21 protein-coding genes are annotated in these 26683 nt (G+C 73.6%); 11 read left to right on the top strand and 10 right to left on the bottom strand.

The window, feature by feature from the left end:
• Positions 1-81: 81 nt before the first annotated feature.
• Together OOK31_RS35145 and OOK31_RS35140 are read left to right on the top strand one after the other, a co-directional pair.
• Positions 82-429 carry a GntR family transcriptional regulator gene (locus tag OOK31_RS35145; protein ID WP_267091459.1) on the top strand — a complete coding sequence of 116 codons (348 nt, stop codon included), beginning with the start codon at positions 82-84 and terminating at the stop codon, positions 427-429.
• Complete coding sequence (locus tag OOK31_RS35140) at positions 426-1367, top strand: DUF1648 domain-containing protein (RefSeq protein ID WP_323188288.1); 942 nt, start codon at positions 426-428, stop codon at positions 1365-1367. The genes OOK31_RS35145 and OOK31_RS35140 overlap by 4 nt, the downstream gene beginning before the upstream one ends.
• Positions 1368-1370: 3 nt before the next feature.
• Here OOK31_RS35140 and OOK31_RS35135 read toward each other — a convergent pair whose 3' ends face one another.
• Positions 1371-2168, bottom strand: a complete 798-nt coding sequence (locus OOK31_RS35135; RefSeq protein WP_267091458.1) for a hypothetical protein — start codon at positions 2166-2168, stop codon at positions 1371-1373.
• Between the two features lie 305 nt (positions 2169-2473).
• Between OOK31_RS35135 and OOK31_RS35130 the strand changes: the two genes are divergently transcribed.
• Together OOK31_RS35130 and OOK31_RS35125 are read left to right on the top strand one after the other, a co-directional pair.
• Positions 2474-4348, top strand: a complete 1875-nt coding sequence (locus OOK31_RS35130; RefSeq protein WP_267091457.1) for a long-chain fatty acid--CoA ligase — start codon at positions 2474-2476, stop codon at positions 4346-4348.
• 75 nt (positions 4349-4423) lie between these two features.
• A complete protein-coding gene (locus tag OOK31_RS35125; RefSeq protein ID WP_267091456.1) occupies positions 4424-5998 on the top strand; it encodes an alpha/beta hydrolase in 1575 nt (524 codons plus the stop codon).
• A gap of 33 nt (positions 5999-6031) precedes the next feature.
• Here the strand turns inward: OOK31_RS35125 and OOK31_RS35120 are convergent, their stop codons facing one another.
• Both OOK31_RS35120 and OOK31_RS35115 read right to left on the bottom strand, forming a co-directional pair.
• Positions 6032-7210, bottom strand: a complete 1179-nt coding sequence (locus tag OOK31_RS35120; protein ID WP_267091455.1) for a lipase family protein — start codon at positions 7208-7210, stop codon at positions 6032-6034.
• A 158-nt stretch (positions 7211-7368) separates the two neighbouring features.
• On the bottom strand, positions 7369-8316 hold the full coding sequence (locus OOK31_RS35115) for a GlxA family transcriptional regulator (protein WP_267091454.1): 948 nt from the start codon (positions 8314-8316) through the stop codon (positions 7369-7371).
• A gap of 106 nt (positions 8317-8422) precedes the next feature.
• Here OOK31_RS35115 and OOK31_RS35110 point away from each other — a divergent pair, with 106 nt between their 5' ends.
• A complete protein-coding gene (locus OOK31_RS35110; RefSeq protein WP_267091453.1) occupies positions 8423-9454 on the top strand; it encodes a saccharopine dehydrogenase NADP-binding domain-containing protein in 1032 nt (343 codons plus the stop codon).
• A gap of 194 nt (positions 9455-9648) precedes the next feature.
• Here OOK31_RS35110 and OOK31_RS35105 read toward each other — a convergent pair whose 3' ends face one another.
• Positions 9649-10212 carry a hypothetical protein gene (locus OOK31_RS35105; RefSeq protein ID WP_267091452.1) on the bottom strand — a complete coding sequence of 188 codons (564 nt, stop codon included), beginning with the start codon at positions 10210-10212 and terminating at the stop codon, positions 9649-9651.
• A 361-nt stretch (positions 10213-10573) separates the two neighbouring features.
• The gene (locus OOK31_RS35100) at positions 10574-11617 is read right to left on the bottom strand and encodes an AraC family transcriptional regulator (RefSeq protein WP_267091451.1); all 1044 of its coding nucleotides are present in this window, start codon (positions 11615-11617) and stop codon (positions 10574-10576) included.
• A gap of 117 nt (positions 11618-11734) precedes the next feature.
• Between OOK31_RS35100 and OOK31_RS35095 the strand changes: the two genes are divergently transcribed.
• Positions 11735-13468 (top strand): long-chain fatty acid--CoA ligase, encoded by a 1734-nt coding sequence (locus OOK31_RS35095; RefSeq protein ID WP_267091450.1) that lies wholly within the window; start codon positions 11735-11737, stop codon positions 13466-13468.
• On the opposite strand, the gene OOK31_RS35090 is transcribed toward OOK31_RS35095, so the two are convergent.
• A complete protein-coding gene (locus OOK31_RS35090) occupies positions 13465-14682 on the bottom strand; it encodes a PLP-dependent aminotransferase family protein (protein WP_267091449.1) in 1218 nt (405 codons plus the stop codon). The genes OOK31_RS35095 and OOK31_RS35090 overlap by 4 nt on opposite strands.
• A gap of 127 nt (positions 14683-14809) precedes the next feature.
• Here OOK31_RS35090 and OOK31_RS35085 point away from each other — a divergent pair, with 127 nt between their 5' ends.
• The gene (locus OOK31_RS35085) at positions 14810-15661 is read left to right on the top strand and encodes a hypothetical protein (RefSeq protein ID WP_267091448.1); all 852 of its coding nucleotides are present in this window, start codon (positions 14810-14812) and stop codon (positions 15659-15661) included.
• 106 nt (positions 15662-15767) lie between these two features.
• Here OOK31_RS35085 and OOK31_RS35080 read toward each other — a convergent pair whose 3' ends face one another.
• From OOK31_RS35080 to OOK31_RS35070, 3 genes are all read right to left on the bottom strand, one after another.
• Positions 15768-15980, bottom strand: a complete 213-nt coding sequence (locus tag OOK31_RS35080) for a DUF397 domain-containing protein (protein WP_267091447.1) — start codon at positions 15978-15980, stop codon at positions 15768-15770.
• Between the two features lie 233 nt (positions 15981-16213).
• Positions 16214-17092, bottom strand: a complete 879-nt coding sequence (locus OOK31_RS35075; RefSeq protein ID WP_267091446.1) for a helix-turn-helix transcriptional regulator — start codon at positions 17090-17092, stop codon at positions 16214-16216.
• Between the two features lie 284 nt (positions 17093-17376).
• A complete protein-coding gene (locus OOK31_RS35070; RefSeq protein ID WP_267091445.1) occupies positions 17377-18117 on the bottom strand; it encodes a GPP34 family phosphoprotein in 741 nt (246 codons plus the stop codon).
• A gap of 185 nt (positions 18118-18302) precedes the next feature.
• Here OOK31_RS35070 and OOK31_RS35065 point away from each other — a divergent pair, with 185 nt between their 5' ends.
• The 4 genes from OOK31_RS35065 (at position 18303) to OOK31_RS35050 (ending at position 24365) form a co-directional block, all read left to right on the top strand.
• Entirely contained in the window at positions 18303-21299 is a 2997-nt protein-coding gene (locus OOK31_RS35065; protein ID WP_267091444.1) for a D-alanyl-D-alanine carboxypeptidase, read from the top strand.
• 214 nt (positions 21300-21513) lie between these two features.
• Entirely contained in the window at positions 21514-23250 is a 1737-nt protein-coding gene (locus OOK31_RS35060; RefSeq protein ID WP_267091567.1) for an MFS transporter, read from the top strand.
• Between the two features lie 99 nt (positions 23251-23349).
• A complete protein-coding gene (locus OOK31_RS35055) occupies positions 23350-23550 on the top strand; it encodes a hypothetical protein (RefSeq protein ID WP_267091443.1) in 201 nt (66 codons plus the stop codon).
• Positions 23551-23705: 155 nt separating this feature from the next.
• Entirely contained in the window at positions 23706-24365 is a 660-nt protein-coding gene (locus OOK31_RS35050) for a sortase (RefSeq protein ID WP_267091442.1), read from the top strand.
• 9 nt (positions 24366-24374) lie between these two features.
• Here the strand turns inward: OOK31_RS35050 and OOK31_RS35045 are convergent, their stop codons facing one another.
• Complete coding sequence (locus tag OOK31_RS35045; protein WP_267091441.1) at positions 24375-26639, bottom strand: hypothetical protein; 2265 nt, start codon at positions 26637-26639, stop codon at positions 24375-24377.
• Positions 26640-26683: the final 44 nt, after the last annotated feature.

The raw sequence follows: 26683 nt of genomic DNA, 5'->3' as shown, positions 1-26683 counted from the left end.
CCGTCCTCATCCGGTCAGCGAGGTGGTCCGAAGGAAACGGCCTGGCCGGGTGAAGGTAATGGTGCTAGCTTCATTGGCACCATGTTGCTGAGGCTGAACACCGACGACCACCGCCCCCTGCACGAACAGGTGGCCGGAGCGATCCGGCGGGCCATCGCCGAGGGGGAGTGCGCCCCCGGCGACCGGCTGCCCCCGGCCCGTGACCTCGCGCAGGCGCTGGACGTCAACGCGAACACCGTCCTGCGCGGGCTGCGCGCCCTGCGCGACGAAGGACTGCTGGAGTTCCGGCGCGGGCGCGGGGTGACCGTGGCCGACGGGGCCGGGCAGCGCTCCGTCCTGCTGGAGCGGGTGCGCGCACTGGTCGAGGACGGGGCCCGCCTCGGATACAGCCGGGCCGACCTCATAGGGATGATCGGGGAGTTGCCGTGAAGGACCGCAGGATGTGGGGGGCCGCCGGCTGGGCGGCCGGGATCACGGGGTTACTGGTGGCCATGCCGTTCGCCGCGCGCGGGCGGCTGCCCGAACGGCTGGCGACCCACTGGGGCGGGGGCTCCGGGGCGCCGGACGGCTCGATGCCGCTGTGGGCCGCGGCGGTGTTCCCGGCGGCGGTGTGGGCCGCACTGGTCCTGGGCGTGGCCCTCACCCGGCGCTGGTCCGGGCCCGGCGCGGGAGCGGCGCTCGCCTCGGGCGGGGTGCTGCTGGCGGGGGCGCAGGCCGCGGTCGTACGCGCGAACCTGGACCGCGACGACTGGCGGCAGGCCGGCCCGGTGACGGTGTGGGTCGTCGCGGTGGTCGCCGTGGCCGCCCTGGCCGGAGCCGCCGGGGTGCTGCTGGCGCGCCGGGGCGCGGACCCGGCCCCCGCGCCGGTGCCGGGGGCTCCCGGGCTGGAGGTCCCGGGCGGGCAGCGGCTCGTCTGGCTCGCCCGGACGACCAACCCCTGGCTGCAGCTGCTCTCCGCCGTCCTGGGCGTGGCCGCCCTCGGCGGGGTGCTCGCCGGGCTGGGCGGGCTGATCGGGGCGCAGTGGCCGGCGGCCGCGGTCCTCGGCCTCACCTCCCTGGTCGTGCTGGGTTGCTCCTCCGTCCAGGCGCGGGTGTCGGGGAAGGGGCTGGAGGTGGCCTTCGGGCCGCTCGGCCGCCCGGTGCGGCGGTGGGCCGCCGCCGACATCGAGGCGGCCTGGACGGAGGACCGTACGCCGGCCCGCGCGGGCGGCTGGGGCTACCGGATCAACGGGCTCGGCACCACGGTGATGCTGCGCGGCGGCCCCTGCCTGGTGATCCGGGCGAAGGGCCGCGACTTCGCGGTGAGCGTGGACGACGCGGAACGCGGGGCGGCCCTGCTGAACTCGCTTCTGTCAAAAGCGGGTTAGGCGTCAGCGGGCGTACGAGCCGAGGCCGACCAGGCAGTACACGTACTGCCGGGTGACGGTGGAGCCGTAGGTGTACTTGGCGGAGAAGGAGTACTCCGTCCTCGGGTTGTCCTTGCACTTCTCCATGTCGATGGTCCCGGGGAAGGTCTCGATCACCTTGTAGTGGGCGTCGGAGGCCGAGCAGGGCACCTCGTCGATGTTGCTGACGCGCTGGGCCGTCTCTGAGTCCGGGAGCTGCCCGTTGAGGCAGGTGCCCCGGTCGTACGGGCTGGGCTCGACGAAGGTCGGGGCGGCGGCGGGCGCCGAGGTGTCCGGGGTGCGGGCCGGCTGGGTCGGCTTCGAGTAGGTCGGCGGGACGTAGGTGGGCGGCGCGTAGGTGGGCGGCGCGTAGGTGTAGGCCGTCGCGGTGGGCGTCGGGGTGGTGGACTTCGACGCGGAGCCGGTCGTGTCCTCGCTGTCGTCGTTGTCCATCGCGACGAAGGCGATGACCACCGCGGCGAGGATCCCGACGGCCACCAGGCAGCCCAGCGGGCTCGACTTCGAGGGCGTGCCCGGTGCGCCCGGTGCGGGCGACGCGGCCGGCATCGGCGAGGTGGGCGGGGGCGTGGGTCCGGCGGCGCCGCCGGACACCCGTATCCGCAGCAGCACCTCCTCACCGCCGACGCGGGCCCGCACCAGGTCGCCGTCCCGCGCGGGCGGGATCCGCAGGCGCGTCGAGCCCGTCGAGAGGGGCACGGTGATGGTCACACCGGTGGCCGCCTCCTGCGGGGTCAGCGACAAGGAGATTTCCTGCGAGGACACCGGCTGCTCCAAAGGGGTGGGGGTGGAGGCTGGTTGACGAACCTGGTTGACGGACCTTCACGGATTCTGCCCCGCGGGGCCGGGGTGACGCAGCCGTTCCGCCGGACATCCTCCGGGGCGCGTGGGGGGCGCGCAGAGGGCGCACGGGGGTTCGTGGGGGGTTCGCGGGAGGTTCGCGGGGGCCGTGAAGAGCGGGCCGGTGGTGTGGAGGGAGTGGAGAGGGGCCGTGCAGAGGGGTGGTCCCTACGGGTTACCCGTGCGTAGATTACCGGCGGTAACTCCCGAACGACCTAGGAGAACGCGTCGTGGATGCTGCCGAGCACGAGCCGGTCGGACCGAAGCTGGTCGAGCCCCTCAAGACGATCGTCGGCGGAGTGGTCCGCGAAGTGTCCGTACCCGCCCTCGCGGGCCCGCCGACCACCGGATCGCTCGGGGACATCCCCTTCACCAACGCCCGGGAAGCCCCCGCCGAGGCCGTCCTCGCCCGCAAGGAACAGGACGGCACCTGGCGGGACGTGAGCGCCGCCGAGTTCGCCGCCGAAGTGCTCGCCGTCGCCAAGGGGCTGATCGCCGAAGGCCTCCAGGAAGGCGACCGGCTCGCCGTCATGGCCCGGACCACCTACGAATGGACCCTGCTCGACTTCGCAGGATGGGCCGCCGGGCTGGTCACCGTACCGATCTACCCCACCTCCTCCGCGCTCCAGGCCCGCTGGATCATCCAGGACTCCGGGGCCGTGGCCTGCGCCGTCGAGGACACCACGCAGGCCCGCCTGATCAGCGCCGAACGCGCCAACCTGCCCTGGCTGGCACACCTGTGGGAATTCGACACCGGCGCGGTCGCCCGGCTGGTCAAGGCCGGGGAGCACCTGCCCGACGAGGTCGTGCACGCGCGCAGGGCCGCCCGTACGCCCGACGCCATCGCCACGCTCGTCTACACCTCCGGCACCACCGGACAGCCCAAGGGCTGCGCCCTCACCCACGCGAACTTCTTCGCCGAGGTCGACAACGCCGTACAGCTGCTGCACCCCGTCTTCACCTCGGTCAGCACCGAACCGGCCTCCACCCTCCTCTTCCTGCCGCTCTCGCACGTCTTCGGACGGATGGTCGCCGTCGGCTGCCTGCGCGCCCGCGTCAAACTCGGACACGCGCCCAGCATCAGCACCGAGGACCTCCTCGGCGACCTCGCAGGCTTCAGACCGACCTTCCTCCTCGCCATCCCCTACGTCCTGGAGAAGGTCTACAACACCGCCCGCGCCACCGCCGAGAAGATGGGCCGCGCCGCCTCCTTCGACCGGGCCGCCCGCATCGCGCAAGCCTTCGGCGAGACCGTCGAGGGCAAGACCCCCGGCCTCGGACTGCGGGCCGCCCGCGCCCTGTACGACCCGCTCGTCTACCGGCGGATCCGCGCCGCGCTCGGCGGCCACGTCCGCTACATCCTGAGTGGCGGATCCCCCCTCGGACGGCGCCTCGCCGCCTTCTACACCGGCGCCGGCATCGAGGTCTTCGAGGGCTACGGGCTCACCGAGACCACCGCCGCCTCGACCGTCACCCCACCGCTGCGCCCCCGCCTCGGCACCGTCGGCTGGCCGCTGCCCGGCACGGCGGTACGCATCGCCGACGACGGGGAGGTACTGCTGCGCGGGGCACACGTCTTCGCCGGCTACTGGAACGTCGCCGCGCACCCCGGCGGGGACTGGCTGGCCACCGGGGACATCGGCGAACTCGACGCCGACGGCTACCTCACCATCACCGGACGCAAGAAGGACCTCATCATCACCTCCGGCGGCAAGAACGTCGCCCCCGCACCCCTGGAGGACTGGCTGCGCGCACATCCGCTCGTCGGCCAGTGCATGGTGATCGGCGACAACCGGCCCTACATCGCCGCGCTCGTCACCCTGGAACCGGAGGGGCTCGCGCACTGGCGGCAGATGCACAAGAAGCAGGACGTGCCCACGCGGGAACTGGTCACCGACCCGGAACTGCTGGCCGAGCTCCAGCGGGCCGTCGACGAGGCGAACAAGCTGGTCTCGCGGGCCGAGTCCATCCGGCGCTTCGTCGTCCTGCCCGGGGAGTTCACCGAGGCCAAGGGGCACCTGACCCCGTCCCTCAAACTGAAGCGGGGCGCCGTCGCCCGGGACTACGAAACCCAGATCGAGGACCTGTACCGCCGCCCCCGCTGACGCCCGGGCGGCGGCCGGGGCGGCGCCCGTTTATGGTGGGCTGACTGGTCCGGGGGGCCGTTCGAGGAGGGTGCCGTGCACCGGTCCCGCGCCCGACCCCGACCCCGCTCCAGTGCCCGTGCCCGTGCTCTGGCCGGCTGCGCGCTGGTGCTGGCCGTCCTCGGGACCGCCCCCGCGCCGCCCGTACCGGCGCCCGCGCCCCGGGGGTCCCCGGATCCCCTCGCGGCGTTCCACAGCCAGCGCCCGACCTGGGGGGAGTGTCCCGGCAGCCGGGTTCCCGAGGGGATGCGGTGCGCGACCCTGACCGTCCCCCTCGACCACGCCGACCCGGCCAAGGGCACCACCCGCATAGCCCTCTCCCGGATCCCCGCCACCGCCCCCGCCCGGGGGCGCCTCGGGCCCCTGCTGCTGAACTTCGGCGGACCCGGAGCCCCCGGCATCGCCTCCCTCGCCGAAGACCCCGCGACCTTCGCGAAGCTCGGCGAGCGCTACGACCTCGTCGCCTTCGACCCGCGCGGCGTCGGCCTCAGCGACCCCGTCTCCTGCGGCGGCTCCGACCGCCCCGCCGACGTCGGCGGCGCGCGGGACGCCGTCGCCGAGCTGGCGGCCCTGCGCGCCACGGCCGCCCGCTGCACGCGGTACTCCGGGCCCGTGCTCGCGTACATCGGCACCGTCCAGGCCTCCCGGGACATGGACGTCATACGCCGGGTGCTCGGCGCCGACAAGCTCGACTACCTCGGCTTCTCCTACGGGACCCGGCTCGGCGCCGCGTACGCCGCGCAGTTCCCGAAGAGCACCGGCCGGATGGTCCTCGACGGGGTCGACACCCTCACCGAACCCCTCGTCGAGCAGGCCCTCGCCTCGGCGCGCGGACAGCAGCGGGCCCTGGACCACTTCCTCGCCTGGTGCGCCCGCCGGACCGGCTGCGTGTACGGCACGAACACCCGTACCGCCAAGGAGGACGTCGCCGCCCTCGTGGAACGGCTCGACCGGGAGCCCGTCACCGGAGAGGACGGCTCCGCCTTCACCGGGCAGGACGCCGTCGCCGCCGTCGGCGCCGCCCTGTACTCCAAGGACAGCTGGCCCGACCTCGCGGACGCCCTCACACGGCTCGAGGAGCACGACGACCCCGTCGGCCTGATGCAGCTCGGCGGCCCCACCGGCTCCCCGCCCGGCGACGACGGGACCGACTCCGGTATCCCCGCCGACAACGCGGAGGCCGCGCTCACCGCCGTGAACTGCGCGGACGACCCGGACCGCGGCGCCCCCACGGCCTCCCCGGCGCAACTGCTGCGCGAGCTGACGGGCCTGGAGGCGGAGTTCCGGCAGGCCTCGCGGATCTTCGGGCCGCAGCAGCTGGGCACCGTACTGGCCTGCTACGGCCGCCCCGCCGGCAGCGACTTCATCCGCCGCATCGACCACCCCGGCGCCCCGCGCATGCTGCTCGTCGGCACCCGGGGCGACCCGGCGACCCCGTACGAGTGGACGGAGGAGACGGCGGCCCGCCTCGGCTCGGCGGTGGTCCTGGACCACAAGGGCGACGGCCACACCGGCTACGGGACCTCCGCCTGCGTACGGGAGTACGTCGACGGCTTCCTCGTCGACGGACGGCTGCCCCACGGGACACGGTCCTGCCCCGCCGGGGAGTGAACCCCCGCCGACGGGGCGACCAACCGCGTATGGCTAGCAGTTCGGGTGCGGGGCGCGGCCCGCGAAGCGGTCCGCCATCCAGTTCCCGACCTCCAGGGAGTGCGTGATCACCCCGCTGACGTGCTCACCGAGCCAGATCGTGTCGAACTGCACGTCCGCGCCCTTCGCGCACCACTCGGAGCGCAGCTGACGGCCCACCGCGTACGGGATCAGCTCGTCGGCGAGGGCGTGGTACTGGTACACCGGCGCGGCGGGGGCCGTACGGCCCAGCCGGCTCTGGTTCAGCCGGGCCTGCCAGTCCGGCTGCGCGAGCGGGTCGCGTGTCGTCAGGTCGGAGATCCGCTTGAAGGACCCGGCGATCGCGTCGATCGCGACGCAGCTCTCCTTCATCCCGGCGACCAGGGCCTTGCCCGCCGGATTGAGGTAGGAGTCGAGCTTCAGCTCGGGGAAGGCCGCGTCCTGCCCGGCGGCCGCCATGAAGATCAGGCCCGAGCCGTAGGAGCCGTTGTTGAAATCGGCCACCTTCATGAGGTCCGCCGGGACCCCGCCGGTCGCGGTGCCCTTCACCTTCAGCTCCGGCGCGTACGAACCCTGGAGCTCGGCCGCCCAGCTGCTGGCCTGGCCGCCCTGCGAGTACCCCATGATCCCGACCGGGGTGTCCGCCCCGAGCCCGGCCTCGGGCAGACGGGTCGCGGCCCGGGCGGCGTCCAGGACGGCGTGGCCCGCCGAGGGGCCGACCGTGTACGTGTGGACGCCCGGCGTGCCGAGGCCCTCGTAGTCGGTGACCACCACGGCCCAGCCGCGCAGGGTGAACTGCTGGATGAGGTTGGCCTCCATGGCGGTGCCGTACGGGAGGTTGTTGCTCGGCGCGCAGGAGTCGCCCATGCCGACCGTGCCGACGGCGTACGTGATCAGGGGGCGCGGGCCGGTGCGGCCGTCCTGCGGGACGATCACGGTGCCCGAGACCACGTTCGGGGCTCCGTCGGCGGTCGTCGAGCGGTAATGGACCTTCCAGGCCTTGGTGTTCGTGGGCTGCCCCGGCAGCGGGTGGAAGGCGGACGGGGCACTGGAGACGACATCGCCGGGCCGGCCGACGGCGGAGCCCGCCTCGGCGTGGGCGGTAGCGGTGGCGGCGGGGATCCCGGCCGACAGGGCCAGGGCGGCCACGGCGGCGGCGGTGGCTCGTCGATGCCTGGGGTGACGCAGGTGCATGGCGGCTCTCCCAACGGGCGTGTTCCGTGCGGGGGGTTGGTCAGGCGAAGGTAGTGACCGACCAGTCGGAATGTCGCTGACCGGACAGCTCACCTTTCCTGACCCCTCCACCCACCCACCCGCAGGCGCGCCGCGCGGACCCTGCCGGGCCGTGCCGGTCAGGTCGGGGGTGGGGTGCGGAAGGAGTGGCGGTAGGTGGTGGGGGAGACGCCTACCGTGCGGCCGAACTGGCGGCGCAGGGTCGTCGCGGTGCCCATGCCGGTGGCGCGGGCGATCGCCTCGACGCTCTCGTCGGTGGCCTCCAGGAGCTCCTGCGCGCGGCGCACGCGCTGGGTCAGCAGCCACTGGAGCGGTGTCTGCCCGACCGTCGCCCGGAACTGCCGGCCGAGGTGGCGGGGGCTGGTGTTCGCCCGGCGGGCCAGGTCGGTGACCGTCAGCGGCCGGTCCAGGCGCTGCTGGGCCCAGGCGAGGAGATGGGCGAGTCCGTGGTCGCCCGTGGCCTGCACGGGGGTGGACACGAACTGCGCCTGCCCGCCCGGCCGGTGCAGCGGCATCACCAGGCGGCGGGCGACGGCGTTGGCGACGGCCGCGCCGTGGTCCAGGTGGATCAGGTGCAGGCACAGGTCCACGGCGGCGGCCTTGCCCGCGGCCGTGAGCACGCTGCCGTTGTCGGTGTACAGCACGTCCGGGTCGACCTCGGCCCGCGGATGGCGTGCGCTCAGCTCCGCGGCGTGCGCCCAGTGGGTGGTGGCCCGCCGGCCGTCGAGCAGGCCCGCGGCGCCGAGGACGAACGCCCCCGTGCACAGCGAGGCGATCCGCGCCCCCGCCTCGTGGGCCGCGCGTACGGCCTCGACCAGCTCCGGCGGCAGCGGGGCGTCGACGTCGGCGCAGGCCGGGACGATCACGGTGTCGGCCCCGGCCAGGGCCTCCAGCCCGTACTCCGGCTCCACCGTGAACGGCCCGACCTTCACCGGACCGGGCCCGCAGAGGCGTACGTCGTACCAGCCGTCCGTGGCCTCGCGCGGGGGGTTCCCGAAGATCTCGTAGGCCACGCCCAGTTCGAAGTGCAGCAGGTGACCGACGGCGGGCAGGGCGACGATGGGCATGTCCGAAAGTGTACGGGTGATGTCGTTCCGGACCATCGCGCGCGGGGGCGGGCCGGGAGAGAGTGGAGTCAAGACGCAGACGAGAGCACGGCCAGACGGGGGAACGATGAGCGAGCAGACGGCAGTTGTGGTGTACGGGGCGACGGGCCACACGGGCCGCTTCGTGGTGGCCGAGCTGCTCAGGCGCGGCTTCGCCGCCGTCGCCTCGGGCCGTGACGCGGCCCGGCTGGAGGCGCTGGCGGCCGAGTGGCCGACGGTGACCGTACGGCCGGCCGGCGTGGACGACCCGGCGGCCCTGGACCGGGCCCTCGCCGGAGCCGTGGCCGTCATCAACTGCGCGGGACCCTTCGCGGTGACGGGCGGCCCGGTCGTCGAGGCGGCCCTGCGCGCGGGGATCCCGTACCTGGACGTCGCGGCGGAGATCGAGGCGAACGCCGCCGTGTTCGCCGACCACGCGGAGGCCGCCCGCAAGGCGGACGTCCCGGTGGTGCCCGCGATGGCCTTCTTCGGCGGGCTGGGCGACCTGCTGGTCACCGCCGCGCTGGACGGGGCGACGGCGGCGGACTCCGTGGACGTCGCGTACGGCCTGAGCAGCTGGCGCCCCACGGAGGGCACCCGCACCGCGGGCGTGGTCTCCCACGAGCGGCGCGCGGGCCGCCGGGTGCGGTTCGCGGACGGGGCGCTCCAGTACCACGACGACGCGGCGCGCGAGGCGCAGTGGGACTTCCCGGAGCCGCTGGGGCGGCGAGCGGTGGTCGCGGAGTTCACGATGGCCGACGTGGTCACCGTACCCAGCCACCTGGACGTGCCCGCGGTCCGCACCCACATGGCCGTCGAGGCCGCGCGGGACCTGGCCGGGGCGGACACCCCGGCGCCGGAGGCGGTCGACGACCTCGGCCGCTCGGACCAGACCTTCGTCGTCGACGTCGTCGTCAGTGTGGACGGTGTGGAGCGGCGGGCCACGGCGCGGGGGCAGGACATCTACGCCGTCACCGCGCCGCTGGTGGTGGAGGCCGCGCAGCGGGTCCTCTCCGGGCGGACCCGTACGACGGGTGTCGCCTCGGCCGGGGCGATGTTCGACGCGGCGGACTTCCTGCGGGCCCTGTCGCCGTACCTGACGGTCGAGCTCCCGCGCTGAAGGCCGGGGCCGTGTCCTCGGGGTCGGGGGTGGGCCGGGGTCGGGGACGGGGTGGGGTGCCGTCCGGGATGGGCATGATTTATGGCGCCCCCTCCGGAGCCGCCGTCGGGTGACGGGGTACCGCGCGCCAACACATCACGTTTTACATCCCGGACGACACCCCACCCCGTCCCCGCCCCCGGCCCGGCAGCGGCTTACAGGTGGGGCAGGACGAAGTCGTAGCCGGCGACGCTGTGCGCGTTGCCCGCCGGGCAGCGGCCGTTGGTGGGGTAGCCGTAGAAGTAGAGCCCGTAGCACTTGGGGCAGAAACGCCAGTTGCGCTGCGAGTTCGCCGTCTCGGGGATGTCGTGCGGCAGGACGAAGTCGTACCCGGCGGCCGCGTGGGCGTTCCCGGCGGGACAGCGGCCGTTGTCGGGGTATCCCCAGAAGAACATGCCGTAGCACTTCGTGCAGAAGCGCCAGTTGTGCTGGGCGGTGGGCGTCTCGGGGATGTCGTGCGGGATGTTGAAGTTGTAGCCCGCCGAGTCGTGGCCGCCGCCCGCAGGGCAGGCGCCGTCGCTGGGGTAGCCGCGGAAGAACAGGCCGTAGCACTTGGTGCAGAACCGCCAGTCGGCCTGGCTCGCACGCACCGCCGCCTGCGCGGCGGGAGTCGCGGCCGCGGTGGCCAGGCCTGCGGCGGCCGCCAGTCCGAGCGCCCGGGTCAGTACGGCCCGCCGCCCCGGCTCCGGATTCTCGGCCTGCCCTGTCAGGAAGCGCATGTGTTCCCCCTACTCCGCCGGCGGGGAGGCCGACGCACACGAAGATTCGCCACGCCGAGTATTGGGGTCGTCGCTTTACGTGGTCAACGGAGTGCGGGTGCACAGCCGACGACCCTCACGCGCCCCGGCACGCCCCACCCGCCGCCCCACCCGCCCGGCTTCCGGACGCTGCCGGGCCGGGGGCGGGGACGGGGTGGGGTGTCGTCCGGGATGTAAAACGTGATGTGTTGGCGCGCGGTACCCCGTCACCAACGGCAGCTCCGGAGCAGGCGCCATAAATCATGCCTATCCCGGACGGCACCCCACCCCGTCCCCGACCCCGGCCCACCCCCGACCCCGTCCCGGCCCGCCCGGCCCCCCGCTACCCGCCCGACGCGATGCGGTACGCCGCCGGGGTCGTTCCCGTCCAGCGGCGGAACGCGCGGTGGAAGGCGGTGTCCTCCGAGAAGCCCAGGCGGGCGGCCAGTTCCGCGATCGGTTCGCCGCTCTCCGCCAGCCCCGCTATCGCCGCGTCCCGCCGTACGTGGTCCTTCAGCTGCTGGAAGGAGGTCCCCTCCTGCTGGAGCCGGCGCCGCAGCGTCGCGGGGGAGACCGCGAGGCGGCCCGCCACCTCCCCGAGCTCCGGCAGCCGCGGCGACTCGCGCAGCCGCCGGTTCAGGGTGCGGCGTACCTGCTCCGCGACCGTCGTCCCGTACTCGGGGCGCGAGAGCAGGTCGAAGGGGGCGCGGCGGAGCATCGCGTCGAGTGCGGCCTCGTCGCGCACCAGCGGCGCCGTCAGCCAGCGCGCGTCGAACGCGGCGCCCGTCCGGTCGGCGCCGAAGCGCACCGGGCAGGCGAACAGGGTGGCGTACTCGTCCGCGTGCCGCGGCGGCGGATAGGCGAAGGCGGTGTGCGCGAGCGGGATGCGGCGGCCGATCAGCCAGCTGCTGAGCCGGTGCCAGATCGCGAGCACGCACTCCGAGAGGAAACGTTCCTCGTCCCCGTCGAAGGTGTTCCGGACGGTGAACCGGGCCTGCTCCCCTTCGACTTCGAGCGCCAGTTCCGGCCCGCCCGGGAACAGCCCGTAGAACACCGCGGCCCGCTCCACGGCCGCCCCCAGGTCCCGGCACCCGATCGACGCGTGGCACATCATCGCGAAGGTCCCCGGACGGCTGGGCACGCACGACAGCCCGAGGAACTCGTCCCGCGTGGTCCGGTACAGGGCCCGGAAGAGCCGCGCGAACTGCGCGGGCGTGATCCGTGCCCGGTCGTCGCCCAGCAGCAGCGGCGGGATCTGCGCCTCCTGGAGCAGCGGCACCAGGTCGAGGCCGGCGCGCCGCGCCCCCGCCAGGACGGCACGCACGTGGTGCACGGTGACGGTCCGCCGCCCCACGGGACCCACAGCGCTCGTCGCGGCCCTCTGCATGGCTTCGAAGGTAACCCCAACGAGCTCTGGGGTCAGCAGGGCTGACGCCTCCGGTCATGCCGCGCACGCCCCGGCGGTGCCTAGCGTCGGGGGTCACCTATCCCGGGAGGGCAAGAGATGGACGGTCGGCCGAGCACGCTGGCGGAGTTCACCCAGTGGACCGAGGAGAGGTACGGCCCGCAGAGCGCCCTGCGGTTCCGCGCGCCCGGCGGCGGCTGGCAGACCCGGACCTACGCCGAACTCGGCGCGGCCGTCCGCCGGGCCGGCCGGGAGCTGCTGGATCTGGAGGTCGCCGCCGGGGAGCGGGTCGCGGTGCTCGCGGAGACCCGGCCCGAGTGGACGTACACGCACTTCGGGGTGCTGGCGGCGGGCGCCGTCCTCGTCCCGGTGTACCCGACGGCGGGGGAGGAGGAGCTGGCCTGGGTGCTCTCCGACTCCGGCGCGGTGGTGGCCGTCTGCGAGGACGCCGCCCAGGCGGCCCGGGTGGAGGCCCTGCGCCCGAAACTGCCGGCGCTGCGCGCGGTCGTACGGATGGACGCGCGCCCGGCGCCGGCCGTGGCGCCGGACGCCGAACTCGCCGCGCGGGCCGCCTCGGTGACCCCGGCGGCGGACGCCGCGATCGTCTACACCTCCGGCACCACGGGCCTGCCCAAGGGCTGCCGGCTCACCCACGGCAACCTGGGCGCCGTCCAGGACGCCACCCTCCCGCTGATCAGGGGCGGGCCGGGCGACTCCACGTACCTGTACCTGCCGCTGGCGCACCTGCTGGCGCAGCTCATCCAGTTCACGACCCTGCTGGAGGGCGGGGAGCTCTGCTACTTCGGGGGCCGGGTCGAGGACGTGGTGGCCGAGCTGGCGCAGGCCCGGCCCACCCACCTGCCGTCCGTGCCGCGGCTGTTCGAGAAGGTCCACGCGGTGGTGCAGGCCCTGGCCGAAGCGGAGGAGGGCGGGCGGGAGCGGTTCGAGGAGGCCGTACGGCTCGGCGTACTGGCCGCCGACGGACGCCTCCCGGAGCAGGACCGCCCGGCCTGGGAGCGGGCGGAGGCGTCCCTGTACTCCCTGGTCAGGGGCGCCTTCGGGGGCCGGCTGAAGTGGGCGCTGACCGGCGGCGCCCCGATCGCCCCCGCCACCTTGGACTTCCTGCGCGCCTGCGGGATACGCGTCTTCGAGGGCTACGGGATGACCGAGTCCGGCGGGGTGATCAGCCTCAACCACCCGGACGCCGTCCGGTACGGCACGGTGGGCCGCCCGGTCGCCGGCTGCGAGGTCCGCGTCGCGGCCGACGGGGAGGTGCTGGCGCGCGGGCCGATGGTCTTCCCCGGCTACCACGCCGACCCCGCCGCCACGGCCGAGGCCCTCGATCCCGACGGCTGGCTGCACACCGGGGACCTGGGCGAGCTCGACGGCGACGGCTTCCTGCGCATCACCGGCCGCAAGAAGGAGCTGATCATCACCTCCGCCGGGAAGAACATCACCCCGACCGAGGTGGAGTTCGCCGTCCAGGCGGCTTGCCCGCTCGTATCCCGCGTGGTCCTCGTCGGGGACCGCCGCCCGCACCCGGTGGCCCTGATCACCCTGGACGCCGGGGAGCTCGCCGCCTGGGCGGCCCGGGAACCCCTCGACCCGGGCGCCTCCCCGGCCGCCCACCCGGCGGTGCGCGCCCAGGTCGCCGAAGCCGTGGCCGCCGCCAACGCCACCGTCTCCCGCCCGGCCCGGATCCGCGCCTTCCACGTCCTGGACGAGGAGTTCACCGTCGAGGCGGGCACCCTCACCCCGACCCTGAAGCTCCGCAGGGCCGAGGTGGCGCGCCGCTACGCGGCCGAGATCGAGGCCCTGTACGAGCAGGCCTAGGCGAACGCCCGGCGCAGGCGGCCGAGGCCCTCCGCGATCTCGTCCGGGGTGTGGGTGGTGAAGGACAGCCGCAGTGTGCGCCGGTCCGGGTTGCCCGTGTAGAAGGGCGCCCCGGGGACGAAGGCCACCCCGTGGGCGACGGCGGACTTCAGCAGCTCTCCCGCGTCGTACCCCTCGGGGAGCCGGGCCCAGACGAACATGCCGCCCTCGGGGCGGTTCCACTCCGAGCCCGCCGGGAGCGCCCCGCCCAGTCCCGCGAGGAGGGCGTCGCGGCGGGCCCGGTAGGCGTCCTTGACCCGGGCTATGTGGGCGTCGAGGTCGTTGGCGCCGAGGTAGTGGGCGGCGGCCAGCTGGTCCACCGTCGAGGTGTGCAGGTCCGCCGCCTGCTTGGCGACCACCGCCGCGCGGCGCAGGGCGGCGGGGGCGCGCAGCCAGCCCAGGCGCAGGCCGGGGGCCATCACCTTGGAGAAGCTGCCGAGCAGCGCGGTGCGGTCCTCGGCGCCCGGGTGGGCGGCGATCCAGGGCTCGTGGGCGCCTTCGTAGCGGAGGTCCCCGTACGGGTCGTCCTCCACCAGCCACAGCCCGAGGCGGGCCGCGGTGCGGGCCACTTCGGCGCGGCGGGCTCCGGGCAGGGTGCGGCCGGTCGGGTTCTGGAAGGTGGGGATCGTGTACAGCAGCTTGGGCCGCTCCCGGGCGGTGATCTCCGCGAGGGCGTCCGGGAGGATCCCCTCCCCGTCGCAGGGGACGGGTATGACGCGGGCCCCGGCCAGGCCGAAGCACTGGAGGGCGGCCAGGTAGGTGGGGTTCTCCACGAGGACGGTGTCGCCGGGTTCGATCAGGGTCGCGGCGACGAGGGTCAGGCCCTGCTGGGAGCCGGTGGTGACGAGGACGTCCCCGGCGGTGGTGGCCAGGCCGCGGGCGCGGGCCCGGGCGGCGACGGCCTCGCGCAGTTCCGGGGCGCCCTCGGTGGTGGAGTACTGGAGCGCGCGGGCGGAGGAGGCCCCGCTCAGGGCGGCGGCGTAGGCCTCGCGCAGTCCGGCGGTGTCGAAGAGTTCGGGGGCGGGCAGGCCCCCGGCGAAGGAGATCACCCCGGGGCGTTCGGTGAGCGCCAGGATCTCCCGTACGGGCGAGCCGCCCACCGAGACGGCGCGGGCGGCGAAGGCGGGCGGCGCGGTGGCCGGGGCCTCGGTCGTGGCGGCGGTGTCGAGGGGCATGGGGGCTCCTTCAGGTGGCGGGTGCGCGCAGCCTAGCGGGGAAACATGCAGACGGCACCTAACAATCCGCGGACCGAACGGCCGCCCACCCCTCCCCAACTGACGCAGCATCAGATACACCGGTGGCATGACGACAGACGAGGGACGGCCCGACACCCGGGCCGAGGACTACGCCGCGCTCGCGGCCGTCGGCCCCTACGGGGTACGCCCCGGCCACGCCCTGATCACCATGGTGGAACCGCACCCGGGCCACGAGTACGCGTACAACCGCTGGTACGAGGACGACCACTACTACGCCGGCGCCATGGCCATGCCCTGGATGTACGCCGGCCGCCGCTGGGTGGCCACCCGAGACCTCCAGGAGCTGCGCTACCCGGAGAAGTCGGCGGTCGCCCAGCCGGTCGGCGCCGGCTGCTACCTCTCCACGTACTGGGTGACCGAGGGCCGCTACGACGAGCACATGAAGTGGACGGTCGGCATCAACAAGCGGCTGAACCGCGACGCCCGCGTCTACCAGGACCGCACGCACGTCTTCACGGCCTTCCAGGACCACGAGGCGACGGTCTACCGCGACGGGGCCGCCGGCCCCCGGGACTTCCACGCCCTCGACCACCCCTACGCGGGACTCGTCCTCCAGGTCGTCGACGCCGACGGGCCCGGGCGGCGGGCGGAACTGCTGGAGTGGCTGCGCTCCCGCGCCCTGCCGCGGCGGCTCTCCGGCTCACCGGCGGCGATGGTCACGCTCTTCCGGCCGACGCCACTGCCCGGCGACCGGATGACCTACGTCAAGCAGGTCGAGGGGGTCGACACCCGCCTCACGCTGCTGTGGTTCCTGGAGGCCGACCCTCGCACCTGCTGGGACCGCTTCCAGGGGCTGGACGCGGAGGTCGCGGAATCGGGGCTGGGGCGGGTGGAACTGGTGGCGCCGTTCATCCCCACGGTCCCGGGCACCGACCGGTACGTGGCCGAGCTGCGGTAGCCGCCCGGGGCGGCCCGGGCCGGCCCGGGCATGGCCGAGCCCCCTCGGCCAGGACGGCGTGCCGGTCGAGAGGGCTCCACAACGGCTGGGGTGCGTGGGGTGGTGTTCAGACGAGGCGCCCCAGCCGGCCCTCGGTGACCTCGGTGACGAAGGAGGACCAGGAGCCCGGCGCGAAGGTGAGGGACGGGCCGTCCTGCACCTTCGAGTCGCGGACCGCGATGGCCTCCATGACGGGGGACTTGACCTCGACGCAGGCGCCGTTTCCGCCGGAGTAGGAGGACTTGGTCCAGTTTTCCGTGGCGCCCTGACGAATAGCCATGTTTCTCTCCGGTTCAGCGAGTAGTTCCGGTTGCGTGCCAGCCATTTCCCCGGCTGACGTGATCGACGCTACCGGCACCTCCCGATGGGCGAAGGAGGCATTCACTCGACCGAGTGGCATATTCCATTCAGGTCTTATGCGGCCGGGGAGGGACGGTGTACCGTACCGGCCCCCCGCACGACCCACTGGTCACAGGGGGCCACTCCGGCCCCTCCGGTTAACGCTGCGTACGGCTACTTGCCCGCGTAGTGACCGATGATCTCGGAGATGAACTGCCGGGTCTGGTCGACGTTGAGCGCCTGGGCGCGCAGGTGCTCGTACATCACGCTGTATTTCTGAACGTCGTTGGCCTTCTCCAGGTACAAATCGCTCGTGACGCCTTCGATGTAGACGACGGTCGAGTCCGAGGCGTCCGGGAATTCCAGAATGGCGTACTGGCCGTTGACCCCCGGATGCGCGCCCATCGAGAACGGCATCACCTGCACCGTGATGTACGGCTGCTCCGACTGCTCTATCAAGTACTCCAGCTGCCGGATCATCAACTGCGGGTCGCCCACGTGCCGGCGCAGCGCCGCCTCGTCGATCACCGCCCACAGGCGCAGCGGCCCGACCTCGGGATTGTTGTTGTCCGTCTCGGACAGACGTTTCTGCCGGTGCATCCGCACCTGGACGCGCTTCTCCACATCGGCGGGCGCCGTCTCGGGCAGCGCGCCGCGGATCAGGGCCTGCGCGTACTCGGGGGTCTGGAGCAGCCCGGGGACCATCTGGGGCTCGTAGGTGCGCAGGCTGGCGGCGTCCGTCTCCAGGCCGATGTAGACGCTGTACGGGATGTCGCCGAAGGCGTGCCACCAGCCCTGCTGGCGGGAGTCCTTCGCCATCTGCATGAGCGAGTCCACGAGGCGGGGGTCCTCGACCTCGTACACCTCGCACAGGTCGCGGACGTCGCGCTGGCTGATGGACCGGCGGCCGTTCTCCAGGCGGCTGATCTTCGACTGGGACACGAGGAGGCGCTCGGCGACCTGCTCGGCCGTCATGCCCTTGTCCTCACGGAGCTTGCGCAGCTCCATGCCCAGTCGGCGGCGTCGGACGGTGGGATTGACATTGGACGCCACGGGGACGGCACCTCCGCCTTCTTCTGTCGCTGTCTCGCTGCGTGTCTGATGTTCAGCAGACTGCCACCGAAGGGTGCGACGGCGCTGGGGAACGGGAAATGCGGACGCGCGGGGCGGCGGGACCGGCGGACCGGCCCCACCGCCCCGCGCGGCGGCGGGTCCCGAACCGGGTCCTGGGGACGTCCGGTTGCGGCGGTGACGTGCGGTGGATCTGGAACGGCGCCCGCGGGTGGATCAAGGGGTGTCGCGGACCCCGCGTGCGCGTACTGCTCGTGCGTGTACTGCTAGTGCGCGGCCGCCCGGGCCATCGCACCGGTCCGGCGCGGCTGCATCGGTACGCCGGCACTCGCCGTCGCCCGCGCCGCCGGCTGGGCCGGAGCACGGTCGCGGCGGGGCTGTGCGGCCACACCGTTCTGGACGTCCATCACGGCGTGCGCCACGAGTCCGCCCATGGGGTCGTGCCGGATCAGGTCCCGCAGCCGGGACCTGGACGACCGCCCCTCGTTGCCGGGGTACAGGTGCTTGCCGAGTCCGACCGCGTGGGCCAGAGCGGCGAGCGCCGCGGTCCGCGGGTCCGGCGGTACACCGGTGCGGATCGCAGTGTCGAGCCGGGCACGGATCTCCCGGCTGATCGCCGTGTCCGTCGCCTGGTAGCGAGTTGTCGGCAGCACCCCGCACATCTGTCCGGCCACGGCATGGACCATGCCGCAGCGTTCCAGGTGCGCGAGGTAGATCTGACGGAGCCCCAGCCGGGGTCCGCCGATCCAGTGGACCGCCCGAACCGGGCTGCCGCGCCTGCGCAGCAGTTCCAGTGCGGAGTCCAGAGTCGGATCTCCTGTCGGCCGTGGCATCACCACGGCGATACGATCCCCGTCAGGGGCTATCCGTCCTGCCAGAGCCAGCTCCACTAGCTGTGCCCCGGCCAGGCCGAGGTCGAGCGACTGCGGCTGCGCCGTGGTACCCGTGGCCGGGTCCAAGGCGAGCAGCAGGAGCTCCTCCGGAATCGTTCTGCGGCTCTTGCCCATCCATGCCTCCCCGCGTGGATGAGTGACAGGGTGACGCCTCTCACATTCATCTGTCGAGAGCGCCTGGCCGCTTTGTGGGGGAACCATCAGCTATGTCGTTCTCGTCTAGCACGTGGGCGATGCCCCCTAGACGGGACACTGTTAGACGGTTCGGACAGTGACCGGACGGCGATCGAGGAGGAACGGTGGCGGGCGAGTCCCCCGACAAGTCGGTAGATGAAGGAGCGTCGGGGGCGGCGGAGTCCTCCGGCGAACAGGACCCGAGGTTCTCGGTCTTCCAGCCGCTGCGCCGCCGCGATCCGCTGAAGGAGGCGGTGGCCGCGTGGGTGGCCACGGCCGAGCCGGCGGACGAAGCCGAAGCCGGTTCCGCTTCTGGCTCCGCTTCCGCTGCGGAGACCCAGGCGATCAAGGCCGTCACGGCCCCGGAGCCGTCCCCCGGTCGGGTGGAGCCCCCGCCAGTGGTCCGCCAGGGCCCGCCCCCGGCGGACCCCCGCTCGGCCCCCGCGAAGCCGGCCTCCCGGGCGACGCGTCCGGACGACGACTCCCCGTCGACCGACAACACCGAACGGACGGCCGTCTTCCGGGCGCTGAAGCCCCCGACCCCGGATTCCGCTTCTCCGCCCGCCGCCGCCGAGCCCGCCTCCGGCGGCAGCGAGCGCACGGCGGTCTTCCGCGCGGTGAAGCCCGAGACGCCCCCGGCGTCCGCAGGCAAGCCCGGTTCGGATCCGGCGTCCGCCGACAACCCCGACTCCGCTTCGCCGCCGGACGAGTCGGCGTCCGGCACCCCGCGTGCCGCTGCCGAGCCGACCTCCGGCCGTGAGGGCACCGACAAGCCCTCTTCCGCTTCGTCCCCGACGCCCGCCGACAAGCCCGCCTCCACTTCGTCCCGGGCGGACGAGTCGGCCTCCGGTGATCCGCGTGCCGCTGCCAAGCCGGCCTCCGGCCGCGAGGGCGACGCCAAGCCGGCCTCGGGTGGCAGTGAGCGCACGGCGGTCTTCCGCGCCGTGAAGCCCGAGACGCCCCCGGCGTCCGGCACCCCGCGTGCCGCTGCCGAGCCGACCTCCGGCCGCGAGGGCACCGACAAGCCCGCTTCCGCTTCGGCCCCGACGCCCGCCGACAAGCCGGGCACGGGTCCGGCGGCTGACAAGCCTGCCTCCGCTTCGTCGCCGGAGGCGGCCGACAAGCCCGCCTCGGGCCCGGAGGGCGGCGGCAAGCCCGCCCCGGCCGACAGCGAGCGCACGGCGGTCTTCCGCTCGGTGAAGCCCGGTGCGGCCCCGGCGTCCGCCGACAAGCCCGGTTCGGGTCCGGCGGCGGCGGACAAGCCCGCCTCCGGCGACCCGCGTGCCGCCGGCAAGCCCGCCCCCGGCCGCGAGGGCGACGGCAAGCCCGCCTCGGGCGACAGTGAGCGCACGGCCGTGTTCCGCGCGGTGAAGCCGGGCTCGGCTCCCGCTGCCGACAAGCCCGGTTCCGCCCCGGCCGACAAGCCCGCCTCCGGCGATCCGCGTGCCGCTGCCAAGCCGGCCGACAAGGACGCCTCGGGCGACAGCGAGCGCACGGCGGTCTTCCGCGCCGTGAAGCCCGGTGCGGCCCCGGCGTCCGCCGACAAGCCCGGTTCGGGTCCGGCGAAGGCGGACAAGCCCGCCGCCGGCCCGCAGGGTGACCGGCCCGCCCCCGGCCCGCAGGGCAACAAGCCGGCCGACGGCGACAGTGAGAGTACGGCCGTCTTCCGGGCCGTGAAGCCCGGTGCGGCTCCCGCTAAGGCCGGCGCCAGTACCTTCGTGCCGCTGCGCGGTGAGGAGAAGCCGGCCCCGCCGAAGGCCGCGGCCGCGCCCGCGCCCGCGGCCCCGGCTCCGCCCCGCTTCGACTCCAGCGAGCGCACCACGCAGCAGCCGCTGCCGCCGCGCCCGCCGCTGGACATGCTCGCGGACCTCACGAACAACCCGCCCCCGCCGCCGAGCCCCCTGCGCACCACGGTCCGGCGGTTCAAGATCTACGCCCCGGTCGTGCTGCTCCTGGCCGTCGTGCTGGCCGTCGTGCAGCTGGTACGCCCGCTGCCCGCGCCGCAGCTCGTGATGACCGCGAAGTCCTCGTACGCCTTCCCCGGCGGCAAGCCGGAGCTGCCCTGGCCCACCGAGGGGCAGGCCTCCATGGCCGCCGCGGGCCTCGGCACGATCGGCAGTTCCGGCGAGCAGAAGCCGGTGCCGATCGCCAGTGTCACGAAGTCGATGACGGCGTACATCATCATGCGCGACCACCCCTTCAAGAAGGGGGAGAAGGGCAAGATGATCGACATCGACAAGACCGCCGAGACCGAGGGCCAGAAGGACAAGTCGGACAACGAGTCCACCCTCAACACGGTCAAGGAGGGCGACAAGCTCTCGGAGTACGACGCGATCGCCGCCCTCATGATCCCCTCGGCCAACAACATCGCCCGGCTGCTGGCGCGCTGGGACGCCGGTTCCCAGGAGGAGTTCGTCAAGAAGATGAACGCCACCGCCAAGGAACTCGGCATGACGAACACCACCTACACCGACCCCTCCGGCCTGGACGCGACCACGGTCAGCACCGCCGAGGACCAGGTGAAGCTGGGTCTGAAGATCGTCGAGATCCCGGCCCTGGTGGACATCACCCGCATGCCCAGCTGGACCGACCCGTACGGCAAGGCCTGGCCGAACTGGAACCGTCTGGTTCCCATGTACGACTCCCTCGGCATCAAGACCGGTACGACGACCAAGGCCGGCGGAAACCTCCTCTTCGCCGCGCAGAAGAAGGTCGGCGACACCAACCAGCTGATCGTCGGAGCCGTCCTCGGCCAGCACAAGCCGCCGATCATCGACAGCGTCATCGCCGCGAGCAAGTCGCTGCTCATCGCCACCCAGAAGGCCATCGAGGGCGCGACGGTCGTCAAGAAGGGCGCGGTCGTCGGCTACGTCGACGACGGCCTCGGCGGCCGGACGCCGGTCGTCGCCACCGCCGACGTCCAGGCGGTCGGCTGGTCCTCGCTGACGGTCGACCTCAAGCTGGGCGACGGCGGCACCCCGATCCCGTCGGAGGCCAAGGCCGGCACCCCGGTCGGCGTGCTGACGGTCGGCGAGGGCGCCAGTCAGGTGAAGGTGCCCGTGGCGCTGAAGGGCGAGCTGACCACGCCGGGCATCGGCAGCAAGCTGACCCGCATCGGCTGACCGCGCACGCGCCCGGACCGGCGCCCCGGGCAACCCCGGGGCGCCGCGGCGCGTCTAGGGTGCCGGGACGGATGTCGGGGAGAGAGCGTCGGTCGTGACCACAGCTGAGCAGCAGGGCCGGCAGGGCCAGCAGGAGCAGCAGGGCGAGGGGCCCGCCGGAGCCGACGAGGGCATAGGCGGCGCCCGTCCGGCTGCCCGTACCCGTACCCGCGTCCTGGCGGCCGCCCACCGCCACCCGGTGGCCGTCGCCACCGCCGTGGCCGCCCTGCTGCACGTCGTCTGGTTCTTCAGCTTCGCCAACAGCGGCGGGGACCTCGCCGCGCAGGACGCGTGGGCGGAGTTCGTCGGCCGCCACCCCGACACGGCGTACAACCTGGCCTGGTACGGGGGCATGCACCCCGTGTCGTACAGCGTGATCTCCCCGTACGTCATGCACATGATCGGTGTGCGGACCACGATGATGCTCGCCGGGACCGCCTCGGCCGCGCTCCTCGCCCTGATCCTCACCCGCTGCCGCGGCGCCGTCCGGCGCCCCCTGTGGCCCGCCCTGGCCGGGGTCTACGGCCTGCTGTGCAACGCGCTCTCCGGCCGGGTCACCTTCGGGCTCGGCGTCCTGTTCGCCCTCGGCGCCGTCGCCGCCGTCTTCTGCTGGCCGCGCAAGTGGGCCCGGCGCCGCTGGGCCAAGGCCGCCGTCGCCGCGCCGCTGGCCGGGCTGGCCACCGCCGCGAGCCCGGTCGCCGGGCTGTTCCTCGGGGTGATCGCCGCCGCGCTGTTCCTGAGCCGGCGGCGGCCGGGGGCGTACGCGCTGGGGCTGGCCCCGGTGGCCGTCGTCGGGCTCTCCGCCTGGCTGTTCCCCTTCTCGGGGACCCAGCCGATGAAGCTGGGCTCGGCCTGGCTGCCGTTCGTCTTCGGCCTGGCCGTGGTCCTCCTCGCGCCCAAGGGGTGGCGGACGGTCCGGACCGCCTCGGCCGTCTACACCCTCGGCGTGTTCCTGACCTGGGCGATCGACTCCCAGGTCGGCTCGAACGTCACCCGCCTGGTGATGCTCTTCGGCGGCGCCGTGCTCCTCGCGGCACTGCCCCACGCGGTCCCGCGCTCGCGGCACTGGTACGCGGTGCTGCTCGCCTTCGTCGGGCTGACCGCCTGGATCACCACCAACAGCGTCACCGACGTCGTCCGCACCACCCCGCTGGCCGCCTGGAGCCGCGAGCTGGCCCCGCTGGTCGACCAGCTCCAGCGGGCCGGCGCCGACCGGGGCCGCGTCGAGGTGGTCCCGGCCAGCAGTCACCGCGAGTCCTCGGCCTTCCCGGCGTACGTGAACCTCGCGCGCGGCTGGAACCGGCAGGCCGACCTGGAGCGCAACCCGCTCTTCTACGACGACACCCTCACCGCCGACAGCTACCGGGCCTGGCTGGAGCGCTGGGCCGTGCACTACGTGGTGCTGCCCGCCGACAAACCCGACTCGGGCGGGGAGGCGGAGGCGAAGCTCGTGGGCGCGGGGCTCCCGTACCTCGAGCAGGTGTGGGGGGACCAGAACTGGCGGCTGTTCAAGGTGGCCGAGCCGACGGACCTGGTGTCCGGGCCGGCGAGCGTGGTGCGGGCGGGCGCCGACCAGCTCGTCGTCGACGTACGGGAGCGGGGCCGGGTGCTCGTGCGGATCCCGCACTCGCCGTGGCTGGGGCTGGTGGACGGCGCGGGCAAGGCCGTACCGCCCCCGCAGGAGACGTTCGCCTCGAAGGCGCGGGGCGCGGCCGCCGTACCGAAGGAGTACGCGAACACGTCCGGCTGCCTCTTCAAGGCCGCTCCCGACGACACCGGGGACGTGTGGACGGAGCTGCTGGCCCCGGCGCCCGGCCAGTACCGGATCGCGGCGAAGTACCAGCTCCCGCGGGGGACGCCCTGCCCGGAGGAACTGATCCGTGCGGCCGTGGGCGCACCGGAACGGCCTTGATCCAGGATTCTTTACGTTCTGCCCGGGTGCGATGCCCCATATATCTGCATACGATCCCAGTAGTCCGATTGGGTGCTTCCCGAGGGAGTTGACGACGGGATGAGCAAAGAGCAGAAGCAGGACGTCCAGGCAGCGATCGCGAAGGCGGCGGAACACCTCGCCGTACCGCGCACGGGTCACGGCTTCGACGGTCCGATCCGGAGCAAGGTCAAGGGCGGGGCCCACACCAAGGCGGCCCTCAAGCGGGCCGGAACCCCGCAGGGCGACCGGATCGGCGAACGCAGCAGAGGTCTGAGCTGACGGGCGCGCCTGCCCCTCCCCGTCATGACGTACGCAGCCCTCCCGGCGCCGCCGGGAGGGCTTTCGTCATCCCTTCACACCTTCGAGAGGAACCATCCGGACAACCGTTACATTGCCGACGTACGGCCAGAACATGACCCTCGTAGCGTGAGGGCATGCCCCGCACCGCCACCCGCCCCGTCCGCCGCACCCGTCCCGTCCGCCGCGTGCTCACCGCCACCGCCCTCGCGCTCACCGTCACCGGCAGCCTCGCGGCCTGCGGAGGCGGCCCCGGCGGCGCTGCGAAGCTGCCCCCGGACCCCGAGGTCGGCAGCACCGCCGCCGCCTCCCCGGTGGCGCGGACCACCCCGGCGCTGGAGCCCTCGAAGCCGACCGGCATGAAGATCGACGCGGCGGGCGTGGACGCGAAGAAGATGGTCGGCCTCACGGTCGACCCCGCCACCGGCGAACTCGGCGTCCCCGACGCCGACACCGACGCGGACAGCCCGGGCTGGTGGACCGGGGGCGTCACCCCGGGCGAGAAGGGCGTCTCCGTCCTGGTCGCCCACTTCGACACCAGGCACGGCCCGGCCCTCATGAAGGACGTCAAGAAGATCCGGCTCGGCGACCTCGTCGAGGTCTCCCGCGAGGACGGCAGGACGGCAAAGTTCCGGATCCGCGAGATCGAGGACGTCGACAAGAAGGACTTCCCGACCGACAAGGTCTACGGCCCCACCGACCGCCCGGAACTCCGCCTCCTGACCTGCGGTGGCCCCCTGAAGGACGGCCACCGCACCAACAACGTCATCTTCTACGCCGACCTAGTCGCCGCCTGACCCGGCGGCTCAGGCGTCGACGAGGTCCTCCTCCTCACCGAATCCGGATCCGGCGCCGTCGGCGTCGCCGTGGACGACCCGGCGCAGGTTCTCCACGTCGGTCAGCAGCGCCAGCAGCGACTCGCGCAGGCTCTCCAGGTCCTCGGCGCCGATCACCGCGGTGTGGCCCCCGACCTTCTGGTCGAGTTCCCGGAGCTGGTCCAGGGAGTCCCGGGCGGTGGACAGGTCCAGGCGCAGGGCGCGGCGGTGGTCGGCGGCGCGCTGGCTCGCGGGCCGGTTGTCCTCGGCCGGAGCCGGAGCCGGGGCCGGGGCGGGGGCGGGCATCGCGGTGTCCAGCGTCGCCTGGGCGGGTTCCTGCCCGGTCGGCTGCGGCGGGACCACCGTCCCCGTCTGGGTGCTGACGGCCTTGCGCGCCCGCGCCTCGTCGGAGGCCCAGACCACGTCCCACTGGTACAGGGGGACGGGCACGCCGTTGGCGTCCCGGGCGACCTTGTCCTCCTGGTCGAGGTCCGCCCTGTGGTGGACGTACGCGGGGGTCTCGGCCGCGCCCTCCTCCTTCGACTTTCGGATCAACTGCCGGTAGGTGACGGCGTTCTCGGGCAGCTCGTCGGTCCGGAAGCGGTTCGCGGCCAGCGCGAGGAGCCAGAGGCCCTCCTCGTTGCCGGGCCGGGCGAGGTCCTGGACGACCAGGTTCACATCGGCCCGGAAGGGGACGCCGCCCTTCTCGGGGGAGGCCAGCAGCGCGGAGCCGACGTTGCGGGTGAGGAGCTTGTCCGCGATCAGCGCCATCCCGCCGGCGACGGCCAGGGTGCACCGCGCGTTCGTGTCCCCGTCCAGGGCGCGCGGCACGAGCGAGGTGAAGTCATCGGTGGGGACCGGCTCCCACGACTTCATGACGTCCTCGGTCAGCACGCCGCCGTTCTTCCAGGCGTTCCGGGCCTGCGTCGCGACGGCCTTCTTGTAGCTGCGCCACGGCAGGTCCACGAGGGGGCCGAGGAGCTCGGCGAACCCCTTGAGGCCCATCCGCTTGCCACCCTTGATCGCCTTGGCCTGGTCCTTCAGCTGCTCGATCAGCTCGGGCCGGGTCAGGCCGTGGACGAGGTAGACGCCGCGCCACAGGGCGGTGGCGGGGATCTCCTCGTTGCCGAAGGCGCGCGGGAAGTCGGCCGGGCTGATCCGCCCCATGGCCAGCCCGTAGACGGCCTGGAGGCTGTCGGTGTCGACGAGGGAGTTGCCCTGCTGGATCACGCGCTTCAGGGCGCGGGTCGCGACCTCGACGTTCTGCGCGGAGTCGTCCCACTGCTTGAACTCGACGTGCACCGACGCCAGGATCGAGCGCATCGCGTCGTCGAAGACGTCCTCGGGGGCGAGCATGTGGCCCGGGTGGGCCTGCACACCGACGGCGATCTGCGCGGGCACGACGTACGTCTGCGCGATCTGGATCGCCCGCAGCCCGGGCTCCGTACCCTCCGCCTCGCGGGCGAACTCGGCGGCCAGGGAGGCCCGTACGGCTCCCCGCGCGGCTGCCAGCCGCTCGGCGAGGGACCCGCCGGCGCCCTTCGCGGGCACCGACCCGAACAGGGAGTCCCGCGCCAGGTCGGCCGCCTCGGCGGCGTCCGCGGCGGGACCGGCCAGCACCTTCCACGCACTGGCGAGACGGGTGATCCCGTCGCGCACCACCAGCGCGTGGAAGGGCTCGGTGCCGTCCTCGAAGGTGAACTCGACGGGGTGCGCGATGAGGTTGCGGGTGACCTTCCGGGCGAGGATGGAGGTGGCGTAGTTGTTGATCGAGAGCGTGCCGTGGATCGTCTGCCAGACGTGGTCCTTCAGGTGCTGCAGGCTCTTGAAGCGGTACTGGACGACGGCGCAGGGCCGCCCCCCGTCGGTCAGGCCGGAGACCTGCGGGTCGTGGATCTCCATGACCTCCATCCCGGTCCGGGGCTGGATGCCGGGGAACAGCTCGGTCGTCCAGACACGGGTGACCGCCGACCGCAGGGTCGCGCCCTCGACGTTCTCCTCCATCAGCAGCCCGCCCGGCTGCTGATCGGCCGGTCGCAGCTGCACGGCCGTACTCCCGGGCGAGACCACACCGCGCCCGACGGCCCGCAGGGCCTCTTCGGGCAGCGGCATCAGCGGGTTGGCGGCCCCCGCTGCCAGGACCTCGGCGCGGTCCTCGGCGGAGGACGGGCTGGGCAGGCTCTGCTCGACGTTCGAGATGGGGACCTTCTCGGACCCCCACTCGACGGTGACGCTCTGCGGTACGGGATGGGACATGGAACCTCCGTCAGATGGTCGGTAAAGATCAGTTGGCGTGCGGG

Source organism: Streptomyces sp. NBC_00249 (assembly GCF_026342355.1).
GTDB lineage: Bacteria > Actinomycetota > Actinomycetes > Streptomycetales > Streptomycetaceae > Streptomyces.
This window is presented reverse-complemented; position numbering and strand designations above follow the sequence as displayed.